We start from the raw sequence: 20586 nt of genomic DNA, 5'->3' as shown, positions 1-20586 counted from the left end.
TTTGTTTATTGCATTCCAGTTATATGAGCAAGACTAAAATGAAAAACCGATTAAGCGTTGCTCTGGCGCTTCTAACGGGAGCTTTGAGTTTCACAGGATGCACGACCTTCCAGATTCCGGTTCAAAGTTTTCGGCAGCAGTTTGCTGGAGTAGACATGAACAGTCTGCAACAAGTAAGAGTAAGTGGACCTTATGGAATGCCGATAAGCTACCTTGCAAACGTCGGCAGAATTCCGATAATCAAGTGTGTTGACTCTAATAATAAGGAAGTAACTCTGCAAAATAGCCCTTCAATTGAGGTTCGCTTCACCCACAATGGCAAAAGGAATATCATGTATTTTGACCGCCTTTTTATAAAAGACAGCGCAGTTATTGGTAGTCCTTCGACCTTTATGCTAGGTTTAATGAATGTCATTCCATTGCGCGACATCACGAAGATTGAAGTGCAGGATGGGCACAAGAATTTTCATTATGTGGACAGGCGGTAGAGCTGTTTGCAAATATTGATAAAGCCAAACATCTAAGTTTATAAAGCCATTCAAATGCAACCAACCGACCAAAATCCGGACCCCAACGCCATCAATATCGAGCTTTCCGAAGCCATGGCCGAGGGCGAATACGCCAACCTTGCCATGATTGCGCACAGCAACAGCGAGTTCGTGATTGACTTCATCCGCATGATGCCCGGCCTGCCCAAGGCCAAGGTGAAGGCGCGCATCGTCGTCACGCCCGAGCACGCCAAGCGCCTGCTGCAAGCCCTCACCGAGAACATCGAGCGGTTTGAAGCCGCCTTTGGCCCTATTAAGATGCAGAACGAAGCCCCGAGCTACCCGATGAACTTCGGCGGCGCGGTAGGTGAGGCGTAGGGTGAGACAGATAATTAGGATGCATAAGCACCTTCATGCAATAATGGAGGTGCTTTTTGCTGCCCAGCCGTCAACCTCACCCCCTGACCCCCTCTCCAAAAAAGAGGGGGCACCGGTCTTGCTTCTTATGGCGTCAGGCTCCCCTCTCTTTTGGAGAGGGGCCGGGGGTGAGGTGACCCGCGAGGATAATTCCGCAGCTATCTGAAAATTAACATCCTCACGCTGTTTGCTATTGCGGCGAAATAATCTTACCTTTGCAAGCCAAATTTTAGGGGCAAACGGCTCCCAACAAACCATTCCTTAAATGCCAACCATCAATCAGTTAGTACGGAAAGGCCGTGAGGCTTTGACTACCAAGTCGAAGTCGCCCGCCCTTGATTCGTGCCCGCAGCGTCGGGGCGTATGCACTCGTGTGTATACCACCACGCCTAAGAAGCCGAACTCGGCTATGCGCAAAGTGGCCCGTGTGCGCCTTACCAACGGTAAGGAAGTAAACGCATACATCCCCGGTGAAGGCCACAACCTCCAGGAACACAGCATCGTGCTGATTCGTGGTGGCCGGGTTAAAGACTTGCCAGGTGTTCGCTACCACATTATCCGTGGCGCCCTGGACACCGCCGGTGTAAGCGGCCGGACCCAGCGTCGTTCTAAGTACGGTGCCAAGCGTCCGAAGCCCGGTCAGCCCGCCGCAGCAGCGAAGGGTGCACCCGCTAAGAAGAAAAAGTAATTTATTAGTTGTCGGTTGCTAATTGACAGTTTGAAGGGAATTAATGTCCTCAATGACTGACAATTAGCAGCTAACAACTGACAACTAAATAAACTCATGAGAAAGTCAAAACCAAAAAAGCGCATCTTGCTGCCGGACCCTAAGTACAAGGAGACGCTGGTAACCCGCTTTGTGAACTACATGATGTACGATGGTAAGAAAAACCTGGCGTACACCATTTTCTACGATGCCTGTGACCTCGTGGAGCAGCGCACCAAGGAGAGCGGCCTCGAAATGTGGCGCAAAGCGTTGAACAACGTGATGCCCACCGTGGAAGTAAAGAGCCGCCGCGTAGGTGGTGCCACCTTCCAGGTTCCGATTGAAGTGCGTGCTGACCGCCGCATCTCGGTGGGTGCCAAGTGGATGATTCAGTACGCTCGTCGTCGTGGTGAGAAGACCATGAAGGACAAGCTGGCTGGCGAAATTATCGCCGCTGCTAAAGGTGAAGGTGCTGCCGTTAAGAAGAAAGACGACACCCACCGCATGGCTGAGGCCAACAAGGCCTTCTCGCACTTCCGTTTCTAAACTGGAAATTTGAGTTTGGGGTCTTAGGGACTTGGATTTATTTGACGGATTGTTCTGTTAAACGGCCCAAGACCTGAGACCCCAAATTTATAAGCCTTAACCAAAATCATGGCCGTTAACAAAGAACTTCAATACCTCCGTAACATCGGGATTATGGCGCACATCGACGCCGGTAAGACCACGACGTCGGAGCGTATTCTGTATTACACGGGTAAAACCCACAAAATCGGGGAAGTGCACGATGGTGCCGCCACGATGGACTGGATGGAGCAGGAGCAGGAGCGCGGCATCACGATTACCTCGGCTGCCACCACCACGTTCTGGAACTACCCCACCGACGTGAAGGGTGACCCCACGCCGGATACCCACCAGTACAAAATCAACCTCATTGACACCCCCGGCCACGTTGACTTCACGGTAGAAGTAGAACGTTCGTTGCGTGTGCTCGATGGTGCCGTGGCATTGTTCTGCGCCGTTTCGGGCGTTGAGCCGCAGTCGGAAACCGTATGGCGTCAGGCTGACAAGTACAGCGTGCCCCGTATCTGCTTCGTGAACAAGATGGACCGCGCCGGTGCCGACTTCTTCAAGGCCGTTAACGAAATTAAGGAGAAGCTGGGTGCTAACCCCGTGCCGCTGCAGATTCCGATTGGCGCTGAAGATACTTTCAAAGGCGTAGTTGACCTGCTCACTGGCAAAGCCATTGTGTGGGACGATGCTACCGAAGGTAAGTCGTACAGCGAAATCCCCGTTCCTGAGGACCTCGTTGAGACGGTAGCCGAGTGGCGTCAGAAGCTCGTTGAGAGCGTAGCCGAGTATGATGACGCGTTGCTGGAGAAATTCTTCGACAACCCCGATTCCATTACGAAAGAGGAAATGATGGTCGTTATCCGCCAGGCGGTTATTGACATGAAGTTCTCGCCCGTATTGTGCGGTTCAGCCTTCAAAAACAAGGGTGTACAGACGATGCTGGATGCCGTCATGGCTTACCTGCCGTCGCCCCTCGACATGCCCGCCATCATCGGTACCGACCCCGACACCGGGGCCGAAATTGAGCGTCACCCCGATAACACGGAGCCTTTCACCGCACTGGCGTTTAAAATTGCTACCGACCCGTTCGTAGGCCGTCTGTGCTTCTTCCGCTGCTACAGCGGCGTGCTGGATGCTGGCTCGTACGTGCTCAACAACCGCACCGGCAAAAAGGAGCGTATCTCGCGCCTCATGCAGATGCACTCCAACAAGCAGAACCCGATTGACAAAATCCAGGCGGGCGACATTGCGGCAGGTGTTGGTTTCAAGGATATCCGCACCGGCGATACGCTGAGCGAAGAGAAGCACCCCATCGTCCTCGAGTCGATGAGCTTCCCCGAGCCGGTAATTGGCTACGCTATTGAGCCAAAAACCCAAGCTGACGTTGACCGGATGGGCATGGCCATCGCCAAGCTCATCGAGGAAGACCCCACGCTGAAAGTGAACACCGACCCTGAAACGGGCCAGACCGTTCTCCGTGGCATGGGTGAGCTACACCTTGAAATCATCATCGACCGTATGCGTCGTGAATTCAAAGTGGAAATCAACCAGGGTGCCCCGATGGTGGCTTACAAGGAGATTCTCACCAAGAAAGTCGACCACCGCGAAACCTACAAGAAGCAGACCGGTGGCCGCGGTAAATTCGGCGACATCGTGTTTGAGCTCGGTCCGAAAGAGACCGACCCGGAAAAGCCCGGCTTCGAGTTCGATAATGCCATTGTGGGCGGTGTTATCCCCCGCGAATTCATTGCCCCCATCCAGAAGGGTTTTGAAGAAGCCATGAAGCAAGGTCCGTTGGCCGGCTTCCCGATTGAGGGCATGAAAGTGCGTCTCTACCACGGTTCCTTCCACGACGTTGACTCGGACGCCCTGTCGTTCGAACTCGCCGCCCGTGGTGGTTTCCGCGAAGCTGCCCGCCAGGCTGGTCCGAAATTGCTCGAGCCTATCATGAGCGTGGAAGTGGTGTGCCCCGACGAGTATACGGGTCCCGTAACTGGTGACTTGAACCGTCGTCGCGGTCTGATGAAAGGCATGGACACCAAAGGCGGTGCCCAGCTGATTAAGGCTGACGTTCCGTTGTCGGAGCTGTTCGGCTACGTAACTGCACTCCGTACGATTTCGTCGGGTCGGGCTTCGGCTTCGCTCACGTTCTCGCACTACGAGCAGGTGCCGACCAACATGGCCGAAGCCATCATCGCTAAAGTAAAAGGAAGTAAATAATACCGGTCACTAACTTGGTCAATCGGACCAAAACCCCCAATGAACCAGAAAATTCGCATTAAGCTGAAGTCCTACGACCACAACCTCGTAGACAAATCGGCCGAGAAAATCGTGAAAGCTGTGAAGGCCACCGGTGCCATCGTAAGCGGCCCGATACCTTTGCCGACCCAAAAGGAGAAGTTCACCGTCCTGCGTTCGCCCCACGTGAACAAGAAGAGCCGGGAGCAATTCCAGCTTTGTACCTACAAGCGCCTCGTGGACATCTTCTCGACTTCGTCGAAGACTGTTGATGCCCTCATGAAGCTGGAATTGCCCAGCGGCGTTGACGTAGAAATCAAAGTCTGAGGATTCGATTTCAGTATTAATTGAGTTAAAGCCCCACCATGATTCGTCGTGGTGGGGCTTTTTCTTTCGAACTTGCGGTGCCACTATATACCATTCATGCTTTCTGTATTTTCCATTGCGCGCCTACATCGTTCAGCTTTCTTCTTCTGTGCCTGCATTATCATCAGTGTTTTCCTGGTCAATTGGCTGAGGGTAGCATTGGGTATTGCCATGGGAGGGCTGGCGGTGACAAGTGTGGTTTTCGCCTTGGTGCATAAGCGTATTGCCAATCGTTCATTGTGGCCCGTGTTCGGAAGCATTGCAATGGTATTTGTACTCCACCTACTGGCTGGAATTCACACCCAGGCGGTAAACATGGATGAATATCGGTTTGACCTGGGAATGCAGCTGCCTTTTCTGATGCTGCCGCTCTCTTTCTGGTTGTTGCCACCGCTACCCAGCCGCTACCTGCGTGGGCTGTGGTGGATATTTATTGCCATGACGGTGCTGGCAGCTTCGGGAGCTACAATTAACTATTTGCTGCATGCACAGCAAATCAACGAGTCATACATGCACTCCAAAGTGATGCCGACGGAGCCGGACCACATCCGGTTCAGCATCATGATTACCATGGCAATTGCCGCTGCCGTACTGCTGGTTGCTCATCATACGGTGGCACCACGGTGGCGCACCTGGGCAAAGGCTTCCATCGTAGGAATGGCACTTTTCTTACACTTGCTGGCCGTACGAAGCGGAGAAATGACCTTCTATGCTTTGGGCGGACTAGCAGTGTTGTGGTTGGCATTTGGTAAAAAGCAATGGCGAAAAGCTATAGTGCTGGCCACTGTGCTGATAATGTTGCCAGTAGTAAGCTATTTCACCTTTCCCACTTTCCGCAATAGGGTCTACAATACCCAGGAAGATGTGAGCAAAGTACAGGAGAGCTCCGAAGGCAAGAACTTCTCTATTTCGGCTCGGGTATATTCATACCAGGCGGCGCTTGCGGTGTGGCGTGATAATAAGCTGACCGGAGTAGGGAAGCCAAATCTGGAAGGTGAGATGGCCAAGCGCTATGCAGCGTTGTACCCCCAGCTCACGTCGGATTTTTACATCATGCCCCACAACCAATACTTGTATAACCTTGCGGCCTACGGTAGTATTGGGCTGCTGATATTCTGCCTGAGTCTGTTCTACCCCGCCTGGTGGGCCCGAAAGAAACACGCCCCACTACTATTGGCCCAGTATGTTAGTATTGCCTTGTCCTTCTTGGTCGAATACACGCTGGAAACGCAGATTGGCCTTGCCTTCGCGGTATTCTTCCTGCTCTTGGCTCTGCAGGGTTCGTTACCCCACGACGACCCAGACCCAACTTGGCGTCCCGCCTGATATTCCCAATTCCCTGCAAGGATAATAGTGAGCAGGGGAGGGGCCTTCTAAAAGAGCTAACAGCCTCACTGAGAAAATATTTCTCTGTATCATTGGGATGCCCCAGCCTTTTTTCCTATCTTTGCACTCCCTTAGCGAAAACGGCACTCGGCCGTTTTCTTTTAGTGTTCATTAATAACCAAATAGAATGCCTGGCATCATCGGTAAAAAAATCGGTATGACAAGCCTCTTCACTCCGGATGGGAAAAACATTCCCTGCACGCTCATCGAAGCGGGTCCGTGCGTAGTGACGCAGGTTAAGACTATCGCGAATGACGGTTACACCGCCATTCAAATTGGGTACGGCGAGAAAAAAGAGAAGAACACCACCAAAGCATTGGCTGGTCACTTCGCTAAAGCCGGTACAACTCCCAAGAAAAAATTGGTTGAATTCCGCCTCGACGCTGAATCGACCTACGCCGCTGGCGCTATCATCGACGCGACTCTCTTCGCAGAGGGCGAGTTTGTGGACGTAGTAGGCACTTCCAAAGGCAAGGGTTTCCAGGGTGTTGTAAAGCGTTACAACTTTCAGGGTGTTGGTGGCCAGACCCACGGCCAGCACAACCGCCTGCGTCACCCCGGTTCAATTGGTGCTTGCTCTTGGCCTTCGCGCGTGTTCAAAGGAATGCGCATGGGTGGCCGGATGGGCAACGACCGCGTGAAAGTGCAGAACCTGAAGGTGATGCGCGTAGTAGGCGACAAGAACCTGATTCTGGTGAGCGGCTCGATTCCCGGTGCTAAGAATTCTTACGTGGTAATCGAGAAATAGACGATACGATGGAACTCGCAGTATATAGCCTCAAAGGCGAAGACACCGGCCGCAAGGTGACCCTGTCTGACGCCATCTTCGGTCTCGAAGTAAACGAGCACGTGATGTACCTGGACGTGAAGCAGTACCTGGCCAACCAGCGCCAGGGCACGCACAAGTCCAAGCAGCGCAACGAGGTGCACGGCACCACGAAGAAGCTCAAGAAACAAAAAGGTACGGGCGGCGCCCGCGCCGGCAGCATGAAGTCGGGTGTGTTCGTTGGTGGTGGCCGCATGTTCGGTCCCCAGCCCCGCGACTACGGCTTCAAGCTGAACAAGAAGACCAAGCGTGTAGCACGCCTCTCGGCCCTGTCGAGCCTGGCGAAGGATGGCAAAATTTCCATCGTGGAGAACATTGCCATGACTGCTCCCCGCACCAAGGACTTCGTTGCCATCATGGACGGCCTCAAGCTGAACACTGGCAAAAAGACCATGCTCGTGACCGGTGAGGTCAATAAAAACGTGCTCCTGAGCGCCCGCAACCTGCAGAAAGTGAAAGTGTCGACGCCTATCGGCCTCAACACCCACGACCTGCTGAATACGGACACGCTCCTGATTTCAGAAGACGGCATGGCTTCATTGGTTGAACTCTATAGCACCGCCGAATAATGAGCACGCTGAAACGCCCCATCATTACCGAAAAGGCCACTGGCCTCAACGAGAAAGGTCGCTACACCTTCGAAGTGGAGCGTACCGCCAACAAAGTGCAAATCAAGAAGGACATCGAATCGCTGTACGGCGTGACGGTAACCGACATCAACACGATGCGCACCATCGGCAAAATCAAGTCGAAAGGTACCAAAGGCGGCCAGGTTTCCGGCCGTCGTTCCAATGGCAAAAAAGCCATTGTAACGGTTAAAGAAGGCGATGTAATCGACTTCTATAGCAACCTCTAGGCCTTTCGCCAGCAAAAGATTCTCTCGCCGCAAAAGCACAACTAGCTAGTAATGGCACTTAAAAAACTCAGACCAACAACCCCAGGGCAACGCCATCGCGTTGCGCCGGTGTTCGACGAGATTACAACGTCGACCCCGGAGAAGTCTTTGATGACTTCCCTCCCCAAATCGGGTGGCCGGAACTCTTCCGGTAAAATGTCCAACCGCTACATCGGCGGTGGTCATAAAACCCAGTACCGTATCGTGGACTTCAAGCGTGACAAGGCCGGTGTGCCTGCCACGGTGAAGACCATCGAGTACGACCCCAACCGGACCGCCCGCATCGCCCTGCTCAGCTACGCTGACGGCGAGAAGCGCTACATCATCGCTCCCGCCGGCATGCAGGTAGGCGCGAAGATTGTATCGGGCCCCGGCGTGGCTCCCGAAGTGGGCAATACCTTGCCGCTGCGCGAGATTCCCCTCGGTACCATCCTCCACAACATCGAATTGCAGCCCGGTCAGGGTGCGGCCATGGCCCGCTCGGCTGGTACCTACGCCCAAATCGTAGCCCGCGAAGAGAAGTACGCCACGCTCAAATTGCCTTCCGGCGAAATGCGCATGGTCCTCGTTACCTGCATGGCTACCGTTGGTACCGTGTCGAACGGCGACCACATGAACACCGTGATGGGTAAGGCTGGCCGTAACCGGTGGGCTGGTCGTCGTCCCCGCGTTCGTGGTGTGGTAATGAACCCTGTCGACCACCCCATGGGTGGTGGCGAAGGCAAATCGTCGGGTGGTCACCCGCGTAGCCGTAACGGCATTTTGGCTAAGGGCCAGAAGACCCGTAACAAGAACAAGTATTCGGAGAACCTGATTGTGAGCCGCAAAGGCAAGAAGTAATATATGGCACGTTCACTCAAAAAAGGGCCGTACATTGACTTCCGGCTGGAAAAGAAAGTCACGGCACTCGAAACGGCCGGTAAAAAATCAGTGGTAAAGACTTGGTCGCGCCGCTCGATGATTTCCCCCGATTTCGTTGGCCACACATTCGCTGTTCACAACGGCAATAAGTTCATCCCGGTGTATGTGACTGAGAACATGGTAGGACACAAGTTGGGCGAATTCGCTCCTACTCGTAACTTCCGTGGTCACGTCGCCAAAAAAGATAAAGGCAAGCGCTAAGATGGAAGCAGTAGCAAAACTCCGCAATGTGCCGACCTCGCCTCGTAAGATGCGACTGGTGGCCGACCTCGTGCGCGGCAAGAAGGTAACGCAGGCCCTGGGCCTGCTGCGCTTCGAAGCCAATATCGGCGCTGAGAAGATTGAGAAACTGCTCCTTTCGGCCTTGGCCAACTGGCAGCAGCACAACGAAGAAGAGCGGATTGAGGACGCAAACCTCTACATCAGCGAAATCTTCGTGGACGAAGGACGCCAGCTGAAGCGCCTGCGCCCCGCCCCCCAGGGTCGTGGCCACCGCATCCGCAAGCGCAGCAACCACGTAACCCTGAAAATCGACACGAAAGTGGAGAAATCCGGTTCGAAAGCTGCTCGTGCTCAAGCTGAAACTACCACCGAGCACGCAAAGCAAGTTGGTACTACCGATAACCCTAAGGCCGACGCCAAATCCTAATTTAATATGGGACAGAAAGTAAATCCGGTTGGCTTCCGCTTGGGAGTCATCAAAGGCTGGGACTCGAACTGGTACGGCGGCAAGGACTTCGCCGAGAAATTGGTGGAGGACGAGAAAATCCGCAAGTACATCAACGCTCGCATTCAGAAAGGTGGCATCAGCCGCATTGTGATTGAGCGCACCTTGAAGCGCATCACCATCACTATCAACACGGCTCGTCCGGGTGTGGTAATTGGTAAAGGCGGCCAGGAGGTTGACAAGATTAAGGACGAGCTGAAGCAAATCACCAGCAAAGACGTTCAAATCAACATCTTCGAAATCAAGCGTCCGGAGTTGGATGCCAAGCTGGTAGGCGAGAGCATCGCCCAGCAGCTGGCCGCTCGTATCTCCTTCCGTCGCGCCATGAAAATGTCGATTCAGGCTGCAATGCGTGTTGGTGCTGAAGGCATCAAGATTCAGTGCGGTGGCCGTCTCGGCGGTGCTGAAATTGCCCGTTCGGAGCAGTACAAAGAAGGTCGTACGCCGCTGCACACGCTGCGCGCCGATATCGACTACGCTTTGTCGGAAGCTCAGACCGTGTATGGCAAAATCGGCATCAAGGTGTGGGTAATGCGCGGTGAGGTGTTCGGCAAGCCCGACCTCTCGCCCAACCAGCAGCTCACCAACCCCGGTGGCGATGCCGGTGGACGTCGTGACGACCGTGGCCCCCGTGGCGAGCGTCGTGAAGGCGACCGCGGCCCGCGTCGTGACGGTGGTGCTGGTGGCCGTGGTGGCAACGACCGTGGCGGCAACGCCGGCGGTGGTGCTCCCCGCGGCGACAACGCTGGTCCCCGCCGCAACGGCCCCGCCCAAGGTGGCGGTGCTGCTGGCGGTGCCGCTCGCGGCCCGCGTCGCTAGAACCAAGCCTAGTCATTTCGCTTCGTTTGCCGCTTTGGTGAACGAAGCGAAATGTTCGGCTGTTCGACCCTCTCTCTTACAGAACACTCTCTTTATTTAAAATCAAATGTTACAACCGAAAAGGACCAAGTATCGCAAGATGCAAAAGGGTCGCGTAACAGGCCTCGCCTACCGCGGCAGCTCCATCGACTTCGGTTCGTTCGCTATCAAGTCGCTGGAAGTGTCTTGGATTACGGCTCGCCAAATTGAGGCTGCCCGTATTGCCATGACCCGCGCCATGAAACGCGAAGGGCAAGTATGGATTCGCATTTTCCCCGATAAACCTATTACCAAGAAGCCTGCTGAAGTGCGGATGGGTAAGGGTAAAGGTTCACCCGAGTATTGGGTAGCCTGCGTGAAGCCGGGTCAAATTATGTTCGAGTCGGACGGCGTATCGCTGGAAGTAGCCAAGGAGTCGCTGCGTCTCGCGGCTCAGAAGCTGCCGGTTCGTACTTCATTCGTGGTTCGCCGCGACTACACGGACGCCGCCTAAGTCATGAAGAACAAGACCGACCACAAAGGCCTTTCCGCCGACGCGCTGAAAGAGCAAATTAAAACCGAGCAGGCTACGGGTCAGCAGCTGCGTTTCGCTCATGCGATTTCGCCCCTGGAAAATCCGGCCCGCCTCAAGGCCAACCGTAAAAACGTCGCCCGCTTGCTCACCGAGCAGACTCGTCGGAACAACGAGCAGGCCTCTAACCCCGCTTAATTCCGATGGCAACCGACGTAACAACCCAAGACCAAACTGCTGCTGATGAAGCTTCGCGCAACATGCGCAAAGAAATCACTGGCAAGGTGACGAGCAGCAAGATGGACAAGTCCATCACCGTGGCTGTGGTGCAGAAACAGAAGCACCCCAAGTACGGCAAGTTCGTGACCAAAACCACGAAATTCCACGCCCACGACGAGAAAAACGAGTGCGGCGAAGGCGACACGGTCCTCATCATGAGCACCCGTCCGCTGAGCAAAACCAAGCGGTGGCGCCTGGTGGAAATTATTGAACGCGCTAAATAAACTAACTCGATGATACAGCAAGAATCTCGCCTGACGGTGGCCGACAATAGCGGCGCTAAGGAAGTCCTCTGCATCCGCGTTTTGGGTGGCACGGGCAAGAAATACGCCAGCGTTGGCGACAAGATTGTGGTGGCCATCAAGTCGGCTATCCCTTCGGGCAACGCTAAGAAAGGCACCGTAAGCAAGGCCGTAGTGGTGCGTGTGAAGAAGGAGATTCGTCGTAAAGACGGTTCGTACATCCGCTTCGACGACAACGCCGCCGTGTTGCTCAACAACAACGACGAGCCCCGCGGCACGCGTATCTTCGGCCCAGTGGCCCGTGAGTTGCGTGAGCGTCAGTTCATGAAAATCGTATCCCTAGCACCAGAAGTACTCTAAATCATGGCTATCAGAAAAGCAGACCCCGTGCAGCTGCACGTAAAGTCGGGCGATACCGTGAAGGTGATTGCTGGCGACGAAAAGGGCAAAACCGGCAAAATCGTGTCGGTAAACCGGGTAACCCAGCGCGTAACCGTTGAGGGGTTGAACCTAGTGACGAAACACAATAAGCCGAGCGCCAAATCGCCCCAGGGCGGCATCACCAAGATGGAGGCGCCCATGCACGTGAGCAACGTGCAGGCTATTAACCCCACCACTGGTGAGCGGGTGCGTAAGGGCGCCGCAGCTGACGCAGCTCCGGCTGCTGCTCCTGCTAAAGCCATGCGTGCCACTGCCAAAACGGCTTAAGCAGCCCCCCGCATCATGGCCCGTCTCAAAGACATTTATAAAAAAGACATCGTACCCGCGCTCCAGGAGAAATTCCAGTTCAAGAGCATCATGCAGGTACCCCGTGTCACCAAAATCTGCATCAACCGTGGCATCGGCGCTGCGGTAGCTGACAAGAAGCTGGTTGACAACGGCGTGGAAGAACTGACGGTTATCACCGGCCAGAAAGCCATTGCCACCATCGCCAAGAAATCGGTGTCGAACTTTAAGCTCCGCGAAGGCATGCCTATCGGTGCGAAAGTGACGCTGCGCGGCGAGCGTATGTACGAGTTCATGGACCGTCTTCTGACGGTGGCCCTGCCCCGCGTACGTGACTTCAAAGGCATCAACGACAAAGGTTTCGATGGTCGTGGCAACTACACGCTCGGCGTGAAGGAGCAAATCATCTTCCCCGAAATCTCAATTGACAAAATCAAAGGCATTTCGGGCATGGACATCACGTTCGTGACCAATGCTGAGAACGATGAGCAGAGCTACGAATTGCTGAAAGCTTTCGGTATGCCTTTCGCCAACGCTAAAAAAGACGCTTAATCCCTACCTCTTATGGCTAAAGAATCCATCAAAGCACGGGAGCGCAAGCGCATTGCCACCGTGGCCCGCTACGCTGAGAAGCGCAAGGCTCTGAAAGCTGCCGGCGACTACGAAGGTCTCGACAAGCTGCCCAAAAACGCTTCGCCCGTGCGCCTGCACAACCGCGACATGATTGACGGCCGCCCTCGCGGCTACATGCGCAAGTTTGGCATCAGCCGCGTGCGTTTCCGCGAAATGGCCCTCGCTGGGAAGATTCCTGGTGTGACCAAGTCGAGCTGGTAGTATCCAGTTAGGCTTTTCGCTAAGCAATTGAATAGGCGCTTCCACTTTGGTGGGAGCGCCTATTTTTGTTTCCAGACCTGTAAATATGATTCAAATGCACTTCTCCGTAAAGCTTGCTTCAATGTGTCTGTTGACCTTCCTGTTTGGGGCAGGATGTGCCGAAAAGTGTAGAGTAGGAGAGGCGGAAATATTAGGCGCGTGGGAAAACATTATGTTGCCAAATCATAGATACGGTAAACTATATCATGACCGTATGATGCTTTCCAAAATGCGCGGCCAACTACTGGTCAAAAACATTAAATAGTCGGGTATAATCGGTTTAATTTGATGCGGGCATCAGCGGTTTTGAATTGCCAGTTGCGCGGTTTTAGGTTGGCATTTTGCTTGTTTTTCCACCGTTCGATGACCGCCTGCACGGCTTCTTTGCTCGAAAAGGGGCGGTCAAGCACTTGGCGCGTGAGGACGGAGAATTCAATTTCAGCCATATTCAGCCACGACCCGTGGACGGGGGTGTAAATGATTTCCATCCGCTGCACATAGGCCCGGGCGACTTCCGGTGGGAAGTGGGCGTAGAAGTTGCTGATTCGGTGCGTACTCAGGTTGTCCATCACCCAGCGCACTTTTTTCGCTTCCCGGTAGGTCGTATCCATTAGCCGGGCCACAAACTGCACCCACGTGGCGGCTTTGTGGTCGTTCTCCACGGTCAACTCGCGCCAACCGCGCAACGGTTCGGTGGCGACGAACAACTCCACCACGCCCCGGCGCACGTATTCCGAATCGCGGTGTGGCTGCCCGTTGGAAGCAGTAAATTCTTGGTAATCGAGTAGTTGTTTAGGCGATTCGTCCAGGCACACAACGGGAAAATCCGCGTCGTAGGGCTGCTCGTACACGTCGAGCACCTGCTCCATCTGGCACACAAAGGCCGCGTTCTCTTCGGCCGGAATCACCCACTGCGTGGGGCCCTGAAAAGGCTTAAGTTCGTTTTTTTTAGCAGCCGCGCCACCATCGTGGTCGAAATATGCTCGACCACCTGCAACTCCACCAGCCGGTTGGCCAGCATCCCCAACTGCCAGCGCGGGTGGTCGTCGGGGGGGCTTTGGCAGAGCAAGACCGTCAGATGGGCTTCTACCCGACCATCTATCTTCTTGTCAGAGCGTGTTTTACGTACTTTCGGCTCGAACATCTTCAGGCCTTCCTCGCAGAACTGACGGCGTACCCGTTCCACCGTGCGCGTGCAGATGCCCAGCACGGCAGCCAGTTCCAGGGCCGGGCGGCGCCCGGTCTGCTCGTCGCTGTTCAATAAAATTTGAATGTCCCGAAGCTTAGCCGAATGGGCTTTATACTTCTTCTGCCACCCCTCTAGGGTCTGGCGTTCGTCGGCGGTCAGGTAAAGGCGATAAAGGGTCATAACGAAGGACTTAGTCATCCTTAATCCGATACGACCAATTAAAGTTTTTGAACCACTAGGCCGCCGACAAGCCGGTGAAATGCGTTTAGTAATGCGCTTAGTATTGCGCATAAAGAGGATAATCTAATTGGGCGGTGTCGTGAAGTTCGCAGGACATAGAATCTGTTTAGAAAGTCCTCAAACGGTCATGCTTCGCTGCGCGCTGTATGACCGTTTGAGGACTTTCTAAACAGCTTAAATAGCTTTCATTGGAGTAGTGGATGCATATGGGTAATTATTGCTGGAAAACAATTTGTTAAACTCGTGCTTGATGTCAGTATTCATCACTCACCTACTGTTTTTTGCAAACCAGTACCCAGCTCATGCCCAAAATCATTTCTCCCCAGGTAGAATACGCCACCCTGCTGGCTCAGGTGAAGCAGGTGACTCCGGAAATATTCACCGCCGAGGGTGGTTTCCTTAATCTGATGGAGGGGCATTGGCAGGAGCCCGGCCGGCCCCGGGAGTTTCGCTCGCCCATTGATGGTACCGTGCTGGGCAGCCTGCCCATGCTGAATCAGGATGCGGCTGTCCGTGCCGTGGTGGCCGCCAAGAATGAAGCTGCGCCCTGGGCCGCTATCAGCCACGATGAGCGCCGGACCAGGGTGCAGGCCGCGCTCGACCTGCTGCGGCCGCAGGTAGAGCTCATCGGCAAGCTGCTGATGTGGGAAATCGGGAAAACCTACAAGTTGGGCTTCACCGATATCGACCGGGCCGTAGAGGGGGCGCAATGGTACGTCGACAACATTGACTCGATGCTGGGCAGCCGCACCCCCTTGGGTCTGGTGTCCAACATTGCCTCTTGGAACTATCCCATGTCGGTGCTGCTCCATGCCGTGCTGGTGCAAGCCCTTTGCGGGAATTCCGTAATCGCCAAAACGCCTACCGACGGTGGCTTCATTTCCCTGAGCCTGGCGTTTGCCTTAGTGCGCCGGGCCGGCCTGCCCGTGACGCTGGTGAGTGGTGCCGGCGGCGAGCTAAGCGACGCCCTGGTAAAGCATCCTGCCATCGACTGCCTCAGCTTTGTGGGAGGGCGCAAAAATGCGCGCAACATTGCCGATGCGCTTTCTACTACCGACAAACGCTACATGCTCGAAATGGAGGGCGTCAACGCCTACGGCATCTGGGACTACAGCGACTGGAATGCCTTGGCCGACCAGCTCAAAAAAGGCTACGACTACGGCAAGCAGCGCTGCACTGCTTATGTGCGCTTCGTAGTCGAACGCCGACTATTTCCCCAGTTCCTCGAAACCTATACCGAAGCCGTGCGCAACCTGAAAGTGGGTAATCCTACCTTGGTGGACAATGCGGGTGATAAGCTACCCGACCTCGCCTTTGGCCCGGTCATCAATACGGCGCAGGTCCAGGACCTCGACCGCCTCTACGCTGACGCTCTCAAAACTGGTGCTACGCCCATTTACGAAGGTAAATTCGACGACAGTCTCTTCCTGCCCGGCCAGGACCGGTCGGCCTATGCCATGCCCCGTGCGCTGGTGAATCTGCCCCGTCAGAGCGAGCTTTACTTCAAGGAGCCTTTTGGGCCCATCGACAGCATCGTGCTGGTTGACCGCATGGAGGAGCTGGTAGGCGAAATGAACATTTCGAATGGTGCCTTGGTGGCCGCGATTGCCTCCGACGACGAAGAGCTGGCCCGCCGCACGGCCCGCGAAATACGCTCCTTCAAAGTGGGCGTAAACAAGCTGCGCTCGCGCGGTGACCGTGAGGAAGTATTCGGTGGTTTGGGTGAATCTTGGAAGGGAGCATTTGTGGGAGGTAAGCTACTGGTGGAAGCCGTAACCAACGGTCCGGCCGGTCAGCCTGTGCTCGGAAATTACCCCGATGCCACTTATCTGCCCGAAAAAGCTTAGCAGCATATACTTCACTTTTTAAGTGCAAGCAGAGAAGATGAAAAAAGCTATGAAGAAGCCCGGTTGCTAACGCGACTGGGCTTCTTCATGTACCGGTTATGTAGAAGTCGGCCGTGCACTACTGTAGCCAGCTCAAAGGAAACTTCGGGGCAAAGCTTGCAAAAGCCCTGTGAGCCTGCTACCTTTGCACTCCGAAAAAGTATCGAGGCTTGCCTCAAAACCATTTGGCAGGTTGCCAAAAGAAACCATTGGCCGTGCCGTCGCCGGACGTGCCAAGTAGTCTTAACCGAAATTTCGTTGGTCCCGTTGGGCACCCGGCGAAATTTTCTTATCTTTGCGCTCCGAAAAAAGCGGACGTATTTAATAAATAATGAACACTGACCCCATTGCCGACTACCTCACCCGGGTACGTAACGCCATCAAGGCGAACCACCGGGTGGTAGAAATCCCGGCCAGCAACATCAAAAAGGAAATCACGAAAGTGCTCTATCACAAGGGCTACATTCAGTCGTACCGTTTTGATGATTCGTCGGTTCAGGGCACCATCAAAATTGCTCTGAAGTACAACCCGACCACGAAGGCACCCGCCATCACCAAGCTGCAGCGCGTTTCGACGCCCGGCTTGCGTCAGTACGTGGCTTCCGACAACCTGCCCCGCGTCCTCAGCGGCCTGGGTGTGGCCATCATTTCCACCTCGAAGGGTGTGATGACGGAGAAAGAGTGCAAAACCGAGAACGTGGGCGGCGAGGTGCTGTGCTACGTGTACTAGTCCGGAACCGCTTTAGCAAATTCAATTATGTCACGTATTGGTAAACTGCCGATTTCCGTCCCCGCTGGGGTCGCTATTTCGGTCGACAACGACAACGCGGTGACGGTGAAAGGCCCCAAGGGCTCGCTCACTACGCAAGTAGACCGCGACATCACCGTAGCCATCGAAGACGGTGTTCTCACCGTAACCCGTCCAACCGAGCAGAAGCGCCACAAGGCCATGCACGGTCTGTACCGCTCGCTCATCAATAATATGGTAACCGGTGTTAGCGCTGGTTTCGAGAAGAAGCTTGAGTTGGTAGGTGTAGGTTACAAAGCCTCGCTCGTAGGCAGCACGCTGGAGCTGGCCCTGGGCTACTCGCACAACGTGTACATCGCCCTCCCCGGCGAAGTAACCGCCACTGCCGTTACCGACAAAGGCAAGAACCCGATTGTGACGCTCAACAGCATCGACAATCAGTTGCTTGGCCAGGTAGCTGCCAAAATTCGTTCGCTGCGCAAAGTGGAGCCTTACAAAGGCAAAGGTGTGCGCTTCGTGGGTGAGATTATCCGTCGCAAAGCTGGTAAAACGGCCTCTAAATAAATTCGCATCATGGCATTTGATAAAGCAACTCGCCGCAAGCGGATTCAGCGCATCATCCGCACGAAAGTGTCCGGCACTACGGAGCGTCCGCGCCTGTCGGTGTTCCGCAGCAACACGGGCATTTATGCTCAGATTATCGACGACACGACCGGCCACACCTTGGCCTCCGCAACGTCGAAAAAAGTAACCGCCGAAGGTGGTAACGGTGTGGCTCTGGCTGCTGCCGTAGGTCGGCAGCTCGCCGCCGTCGCCCAAGAGAAAGGCATCACGAAAGTGGTGTTCGACCGCTCGGGTTACCTCTACCACGGTCGCGTAAAATCATTGGCTGAAGGTGCTCGCGAAGGCGGCCTCAATTTCTAAATTATCATGGCGCAAGAACGCGACAACAATCGTCCTGGCGGAGACCGTCAGCGCAGCAACGACCGCGACCGGAACAAGGATAACTCCCGCATGGGTGCTGACTCCGACTTCAAAGAAAAAGTAGTAGCCATCAATCGCGTAGCGAAGGTGGTGAAAGGTGGTCGCCGCTTTAGCTTCTCTGCCATCGTGGTAGTGGGCGACGGCAACGGCAACGTAGGCTACGGCCTCGGCAAAGCCAACGAAGTAACCGACGCCATTGCCAAAGGTATTGACGACGCTAAGAAGAACGTGGTGAAAGTGCCGATGTATAAGCACACCGTTCCTCACCTCATGGAAGGCCGCTACGGCGGTGGTTTCGTGCTCATCCAGCCCGCAGCGGCTGGTACGGGTGTAATCGCCGGCGGTGCAATGCGCGCCGTGTTCGAGAGCGCCGGTATCAAGGATGTGCTGGCGAAGTCGAAAGGCTCGTCGAACCCTCACAACGTGGTTAAAGCTACTTTTGCAGCCCTCGCTAAAATGCGTGACCCGTTGCAAATCGCTCAAGCCCGTGGTATTTCTTTGGCCCGCGTTTTTAACGGTTAATTGACATGGCACAAATTCAAGTAAAGCTCGTGCGCAGCGCCATTGACCGCCCCGAGCGTCAGAAGCGCACCGTTCAGTCCCTCGGCCTGAACAAACTCAACAGCACTGCTACCCACGAAGTAAACCCGTCCGTTATGGGCATGGTTAAGAGCGTGCAGCATTTGCTCCAAGTAACCGAACTGTAAGCTATTATCGTCATGCTTAATCTCAGCAATCTATCGCCCGCCTACGGCTCGACTAAAAACGAGAAGCGGATTGGCCGGGGCGAAGGCTCTACGCGTGGTGGTACGTCCACCCGTGGTCACAAAGGCGCCAAGTCGCGCTCGGGCTACAAGCGCAAGTCCGGTTTTGAAGGTGGCCAGATGCCCCTCCAGCGCCGTGTGCCTAAGTTCGGCTTCACGAACATCAACCGTGTAGAGTATAAAGCCATCAACCTTGATGCGCTAGCTACCCTCCTCGAAAAGAACAGCGCTACCACTATGGATGCTGCCTACTTCGTTGCCAACGGCCTGGTTTCCAAGAACGCCAAAATTAAAATCCTCGGTCGCGGCGAAATCGCCACGGCTGTAGAAATCCATGCTCACGCATTCTCGAAGTCGGCTGTTGAAGCCATCGAGAAGGCCGGCGGCAAAGCGGTTACGCTCTAAAAAGCTACCTTCGGCAATGAATAAGTTTATCGAGTCGATAAAAAACATTTTTGCGATTGAGGATTTGCGTACGCGAATCCTCAATACGCTATTTTTCATTGCCATCTATCGCCTTGGCGTGTACGTGGTGCTGCCGGGCGTAGACCCTACCCAACTAAAGACGGGTGCGGCTGGCCTGTTCGGTATCTTGGATACGCTGCTTGGCGGCGCATTCAGCCACGCGTCGATTTTCGCGCTGGGCATCATGCCGTACATCTCGGCGTCTATCGTGTTGCAGCTGCTCACGATTGCCGTGCCCTACTTCCAGAAGCTCCAGAAGGAAGGCGAGTCGGGCCGTAAGAAAATCAACCAGTACACCCGGGTTCTCACGATTCCGATTGTATTGGCCCAATCGGTAGGCTTCATCGCCACGATTAACGCTGAGGCCATCATCAACCCCGGCACATTCTTCACCGTTTCGACCATGATTATCATCACGGCTGGTACGTTGTTTTGCATGTGGCTGGGTGAGAAAATCACGGATAAAGGTATCGGCAACGGTATCTCGATGCTGATTATGATTGGTATTGTGTCGCGTCTGCCCGGTGCTATCATTGGTGAGGCTGCGGCTAAAGGCGTGAACAAGTCCCTGATTTTCCTGCTGGAAATGGTGGTTTTGTTCCTCGTGGTAATGGCTGTTATCGTGCTCACGCAGGCGGTTCGCCGTATTGCGGTGCAGTATGCTAAGCAGGTTGGCGGCACTACACAGCTGGATGCACAACGGCAGTTCATTCCCCTCAAGGTGAATGCTGCCGGTGTAATGCCCATCATTTTCGCGCAGTCGCTGATGTTCGTTCCCGCCATCGTAGCATCGGTATGGCAGAACCAGAGTGATGCCGCCAGCTATATCGGCGTGAAGTTCTCGGACTACACTTCGTGGCAGTACAACCTGACTTTCGCCCTGCTGATTATCATCTTCACCTACTTCTACACGGCCATCAGTGTCAATCCTAATCAGATTGCTGACGACCTGAAGCGGAGTGGTGGTTTCGTGCCCGGCGTGAAGCCAGGCCGCGACACTTCGGAGTTTATCGATGAAATCCTGACGCGTGTTACCCTTCCGGGTGCTGTAGCGCTAGCTCTTATCGCCATCTTCCCTGCTATCGCGCTGCTCTTGGGTGTTACGCGTCCGTTTTCGGCTTTCTATGGCGGTACGTCGCTCATCATTATGGTGGGTGTAGTGCTCGACACGGTGAACCAGGTGCAGAGCTACTTGTTGATGCAGCACTACGATGGTATGATGAAATCGGGCAAGCTGCGCGGTCGCACGGCACAGCCCATTTCAGTCGCTTCGTAAAT

31 protein-coding genes are annotated in these 20586 nt (G+C 54.6%); 29 read left to right on the top strand and 2 right to left on the bottom strand.

The annotated features are described in order from the left end of the window. Nucleotides 1-23: 23 nt before the first annotated feature. The 21 genes from KQ659_RS17495 to rpsN all read left to right on the top strand — a co-directional run bounded on the left by KQ659_RS17495 (nt 24) and on the right by rpsN (nt 12993). On the top strand, nt 24-488 hold the full coding sequence (locus tag KQ659_RS17495; RefSeq protein WP_216679903.1) for a hypothetical protein: 465 nt from the start codon (nt 24-26) through the stop codon (nt 486-488). 54 nt (nt 489-542) lie between these two features. Next, nucleotides 543-866, top strand: coding sequence for a DUF3467 domain-containing protein (locus KQ659_RS17490; protein ID WP_035567389.1), 324 nt, complete (start codon nt 543-545; stop codon nt 864-866). Between the two features lie 304 nt (nt 867-1170). Further along, nucleotides 1171-1593, top strand: a complete 423-nt coding sequence (gene rpsL, locus KQ659_RS17485) for a 30S ribosomal protein S12 (RefSeq protein WP_035567920.1) — start codon at nt 1171-1173, stop codon at nt 1591-1593. 96 nt (nt 1594-1689) lie between these two features. Beyond that, nucleotides 1690-2157 carry a 30S ribosomal protein S7 gene (gene rpsG / locus KQ659_RS17480; protein WP_035567919.1) on the top strand — a complete coding sequence of 156 codons (468 nt, stop codon included), beginning with the start codon at nt 1690-1692 and terminating at the stop codon, nt 2155-2157. A 108-nt stretch (nt 2158-2265) separates the two neighbouring features. Beyond that, a complete protein-coding gene (fusA, locus tag KQ659_RS17475; protein ID WP_216679904.1) occupies nt 2266-4404 on the top strand; it encodes an elongation factor G in 2139 nt (712 codons plus the stop codon). Between the two features lie 39 nt (nt 4405-4443). Then, the gene (gene rpsJ / locus KQ659_RS17470; protein ID WP_035567915.1) at nt 4444-4749 is read left to right on the top strand and encodes a 30S ribosomal protein S10; all 306 of its coding nucleotides are present in this window, start codon (nt 4444-4446) and stop codon (nt 4747-4749) included. A 96-nt stretch (nt 4750-4845) separates the two neighbouring features. Then, nucleotides 4846-6114: an O-antigen ligase family protein gene (locus tag KQ659_RS17465; protein ID WP_216688126.1), complete on the top strand. Its 1269-nt coding sequence runs from the start codon at nt 4846-4848 to the stop codon at nt 6112-6114. A gap of 187 nt (nt 6115-6301) precedes the next feature. Next, nucleotides 6302-6922, top strand: coding sequence for a 50S ribosomal protein L3 (gene rplC / locus KQ659_RS17460; RefSeq protein WP_216679906.1), 621 nt, complete (start codon nt 6302-6304; stop codon nt 6920-6922). A gap of 8 nt (nt 6923-6930) precedes the next feature. Continuing rightward, nucleotides 6931-7569, top strand: coding sequence for a 50S ribosomal protein L4 (gene rplD, locus KQ659_RS17455; RefSeq protein WP_168672184.1), 639 nt, complete (start codon nt 6931-6933; stop codon nt 7567-7569). Continuing rightward, entirely contained in the window at nt 7569-7856 is a 288-nt protein-coding gene (rplW, locus tag KQ659_RS17450) for a 50S ribosomal protein L23 (RefSeq protein ID WP_216679907.1), read from the top strand. The genes rplD and rplW overlap by 1 nt, the downstream gene beginning before the upstream one ends. Before the next feature lie 51 nt (nt 7857-7907). After that, nucleotides 7908-8735 (top strand): 50S ribosomal protein L2, encoded by an 828-nt coding sequence (rplB, locus tag KQ659_RS17445; RefSeq protein WP_168672182.1) that lies wholly within the window; start codon nt 7908-7910, stop codon nt 8733-8735. Nucleotides 8736-8738: 3 nt separating this feature from the next. Beyond that, nucleotides 8739-9017 carry a 30S ribosomal protein S19 gene (gene rpsS / locus KQ659_RS17440; protein ID WP_068191730.1) on the top strand — a complete coding sequence of 93 codons (279 nt, stop codon included), beginning with the start codon at nt 8739-8741 and terminating at the stop codon, nt 9015-9017. Nucleotide 9018: 1 nt separating this feature from the next. Beyond that, on the top strand, nt 9019-9465 hold the full coding sequence (gene rplV / locus KQ659_RS17435; RefSeq protein ID WP_216679908.1) for a 50S ribosomal protein L22: 447 nt from the start codon (nt 9019-9021) through the stop codon (nt 9463-9465). Nucleotides 9466-9471: 6 nt separating this feature from the next. Then, a complete protein-coding gene (rpsC, locus tag KQ659_RS17430) occupies nt 9472-10362 on the top strand; it encodes a 30S ribosomal protein S3 (RefSeq protein ID WP_092676431.1) in 891 nt (296 codons plus the stop codon). Between the two features lie 106 nt (nt 10363-10468). After that, the gene (gene rplP / locus KQ659_RS17425) at nt 10469-10894 is read left to right on the top strand and encodes a 50S ribosomal protein L16 (RefSeq protein WP_035567899.1); all 426 of its coding nucleotides are present in this window, start codon (nt 10469-10471) and stop codon (nt 10892-10894) included. Nucleotides 10895-10897: 3 nt separating this feature from the next. Beyond that, nucleotides 10898-11110, top strand: coding sequence for a 50S ribosomal protein L29 (rpmC, locus tag KQ659_RS17420; protein ID WP_035567897.1), 213 nt, complete (start codon nt 10898-10900; stop codon nt 11108-11110). A 5-nt stretch (nt 11111-11115) separates the two neighbouring features. After that, a complete protein-coding gene (gene rpsQ, locus KQ659_RS17415; RefSeq protein WP_168672178.1) occupies nt 11116-11415 on the top strand; it encodes a 30S ribosomal protein S17 in 300 nt (99 codons plus the stop codon). A gap of 9 nt (nt 11416-11424) precedes the next feature. Next, the gene (gene rplN, locus KQ659_RS17410; RefSeq protein WP_188561967.1) at nt 11425-11793 is read left to right on the top strand and encodes a 50S ribosomal protein L14; all 369 of its coding nucleotides are present in this window, start codon (nt 11425-11427) and stop codon (nt 11791-11793) included. A 3-nt stretch (nt 11794-11796) separates the two neighbouring features. Then, on the top strand, nt 11797-12141 hold the full coding sequence (rplX, locus tag KQ659_RS17405; protein WP_216679909.1) for a 50S ribosomal protein L24: 345 nt from the start codon (nt 11797-11799) through the stop codon (nt 12139-12141). Nucleotides 12142-12156: 15 nt separating this feature from the next. Further along, a complete protein-coding gene (rplE, locus tag KQ659_RS17400) occupies nt 12157-12711 on the top strand; it encodes a 50S ribosomal protein L5 (protein ID WP_216679910.1) in 555 nt (184 codons plus the stop codon). Between the two features lie 12 nt (nt 12712-12723). After that, nucleotides 12724-12993 (top strand): 30S ribosomal protein S14, encoded by a 270-nt coding sequence (rpsN, locus tag KQ659_RS17395; protein WP_035567891.1) that lies wholly within the window; start codon nt 12724-12726, stop codon nt 12991-12993. Nucleotides 12994-13289: 296 nt separating this feature from the next. Here the strand turns inward: rpsN and KQ659_RS17390 are convergent, their stop codons facing one another. Together KQ659_RS17390 and KQ659_RS17385 are read right to left on the bottom strand one after the other, a co-directional pair. Continuing rightward, nucleotides 13290-13940, bottom strand: coding sequence for an IS630 family transposase (locus tag KQ659_RS17390; protein ID WP_216679911.1), 651 nt, complete (start codon nt 13938-13940; stop codon nt 13290-13292). Then, the gene (locus KQ659_RS17385) at nt 13937-14401 is read right to left on the bottom strand and encodes a helix-turn-helix domain-containing protein (RefSeq protein WP_216688127.1); all 465 of its coding nucleotides are present in this window, start codon (nt 14399-14401) and stop codon (nt 13937-13939) included. The genes KQ659_RS17390 and KQ659_RS17385 overlap by 4 nt, the downstream gene beginning before the upstream one ends. 341 nt (nt 14402-14742) lie before the next feature. Between KQ659_RS17385 and KQ659_RS17380 the strand changes: the two genes are divergently transcribed. From KQ659_RS17380 to secY, 8 genes are all read left to right on the top strand, one after another. Next, nucleotides 14743-16308: an aldehyde dehydrogenase family protein gene (locus tag KQ659_RS17380; protein WP_226915744.1), complete on the top strand. Its 1566-nt coding sequence runs from the start codon at nt 14743-14745 to the stop codon at nt 16306-16308. A gap of 370 nt (nt 16309-16678) precedes the next feature. Further along, nucleotides 16679-17077, top strand: a complete 399-nt coding sequence (rpsH, locus tag KQ659_RS17375; RefSeq protein WP_168672173.1) for a 30S ribosomal protein S8 — start codon at nt 16679-16681, stop codon at nt 17075-17077. A gap of 27 nt (nt 17078-17104) precedes the next feature. After that, nucleotides 17105-17659: a 50S ribosomal protein L6 gene (gene rplF / locus KQ659_RS17370; protein ID WP_168672172.1), complete on the top strand. Its 555-nt coding sequence runs from the start codon at nt 17105-17107 to the stop codon at nt 17657-17659. A gap of 9 nt (nt 17660-17668) precedes the next feature. Further along, nucleotides 17669-18019 (top strand): 50S ribosomal protein L18, encoded by a 351-nt coding sequence (gene rplR / locus KQ659_RS17365; RefSeq protein ID WP_168672171.1) that lies wholly within the window; start codon nt 17669-17671, stop codon nt 18017-18019. A gap of 90 nt (nt 18020-18109) precedes the next feature. Then, complete coding sequence (rpsE, locus tag KQ659_RS17360; RefSeq protein ID WP_035567955.1) at nt 18110-18601, top strand: 30S ribosomal protein S5; 492 nt, start codon at nt 18110-18112, stop codon at nt 18599-18601. 5 nt (nt 18602-18606) lie between these two features. Continuing rightward, nucleotides 18607-18786, top strand: a complete 180-nt coding sequence (gene rpmD, locus KQ659_RS17355; RefSeq protein WP_168672170.1) for a 50S ribosomal protein L30 — start codon at nt 18607-18609, stop codon at nt 18784-18786. 12 nt (nt 18787-18798) lie between these two features. Further along, entirely contained in the window at nt 18799-19248 is a 450-nt protein-coding gene (gene rplO / locus KQ659_RS17350) for a 50S ribosomal protein L15 (protein ID WP_168672169.1), read from the top strand. Between the two features lie 16 nt (nt 19249-19264). Beyond that, nucleotides 19265-20584 carry a preprotein translocase subunit SecY gene (secY, locus tag KQ659_RS17345; protein WP_216679913.1) on the top strand — a complete coding sequence of 440 codons (1320 nt, stop codon included), beginning with the start codon at nt 19265-19267 and terminating at the stop codon, nt 20582-20584. Nucleotides 20585-20586 lie beyond the last annotated feature (2 nt).

It is taken from the genome of Hymenobacter siberiensis (genome assembly GCF_018967865.2).
Classification (GTDB): Bacteria; Bacteroidota; Bacteroidia; order Cytophagales; family Hymenobacteraceae; genus Hymenobacter; species Hymenobacter siberiensis.
The sequence above is the reverse complement of the archived record's forward strand: the minus strand, read 5'-3'. Positions and strand labels throughout refer to the sequence as shown.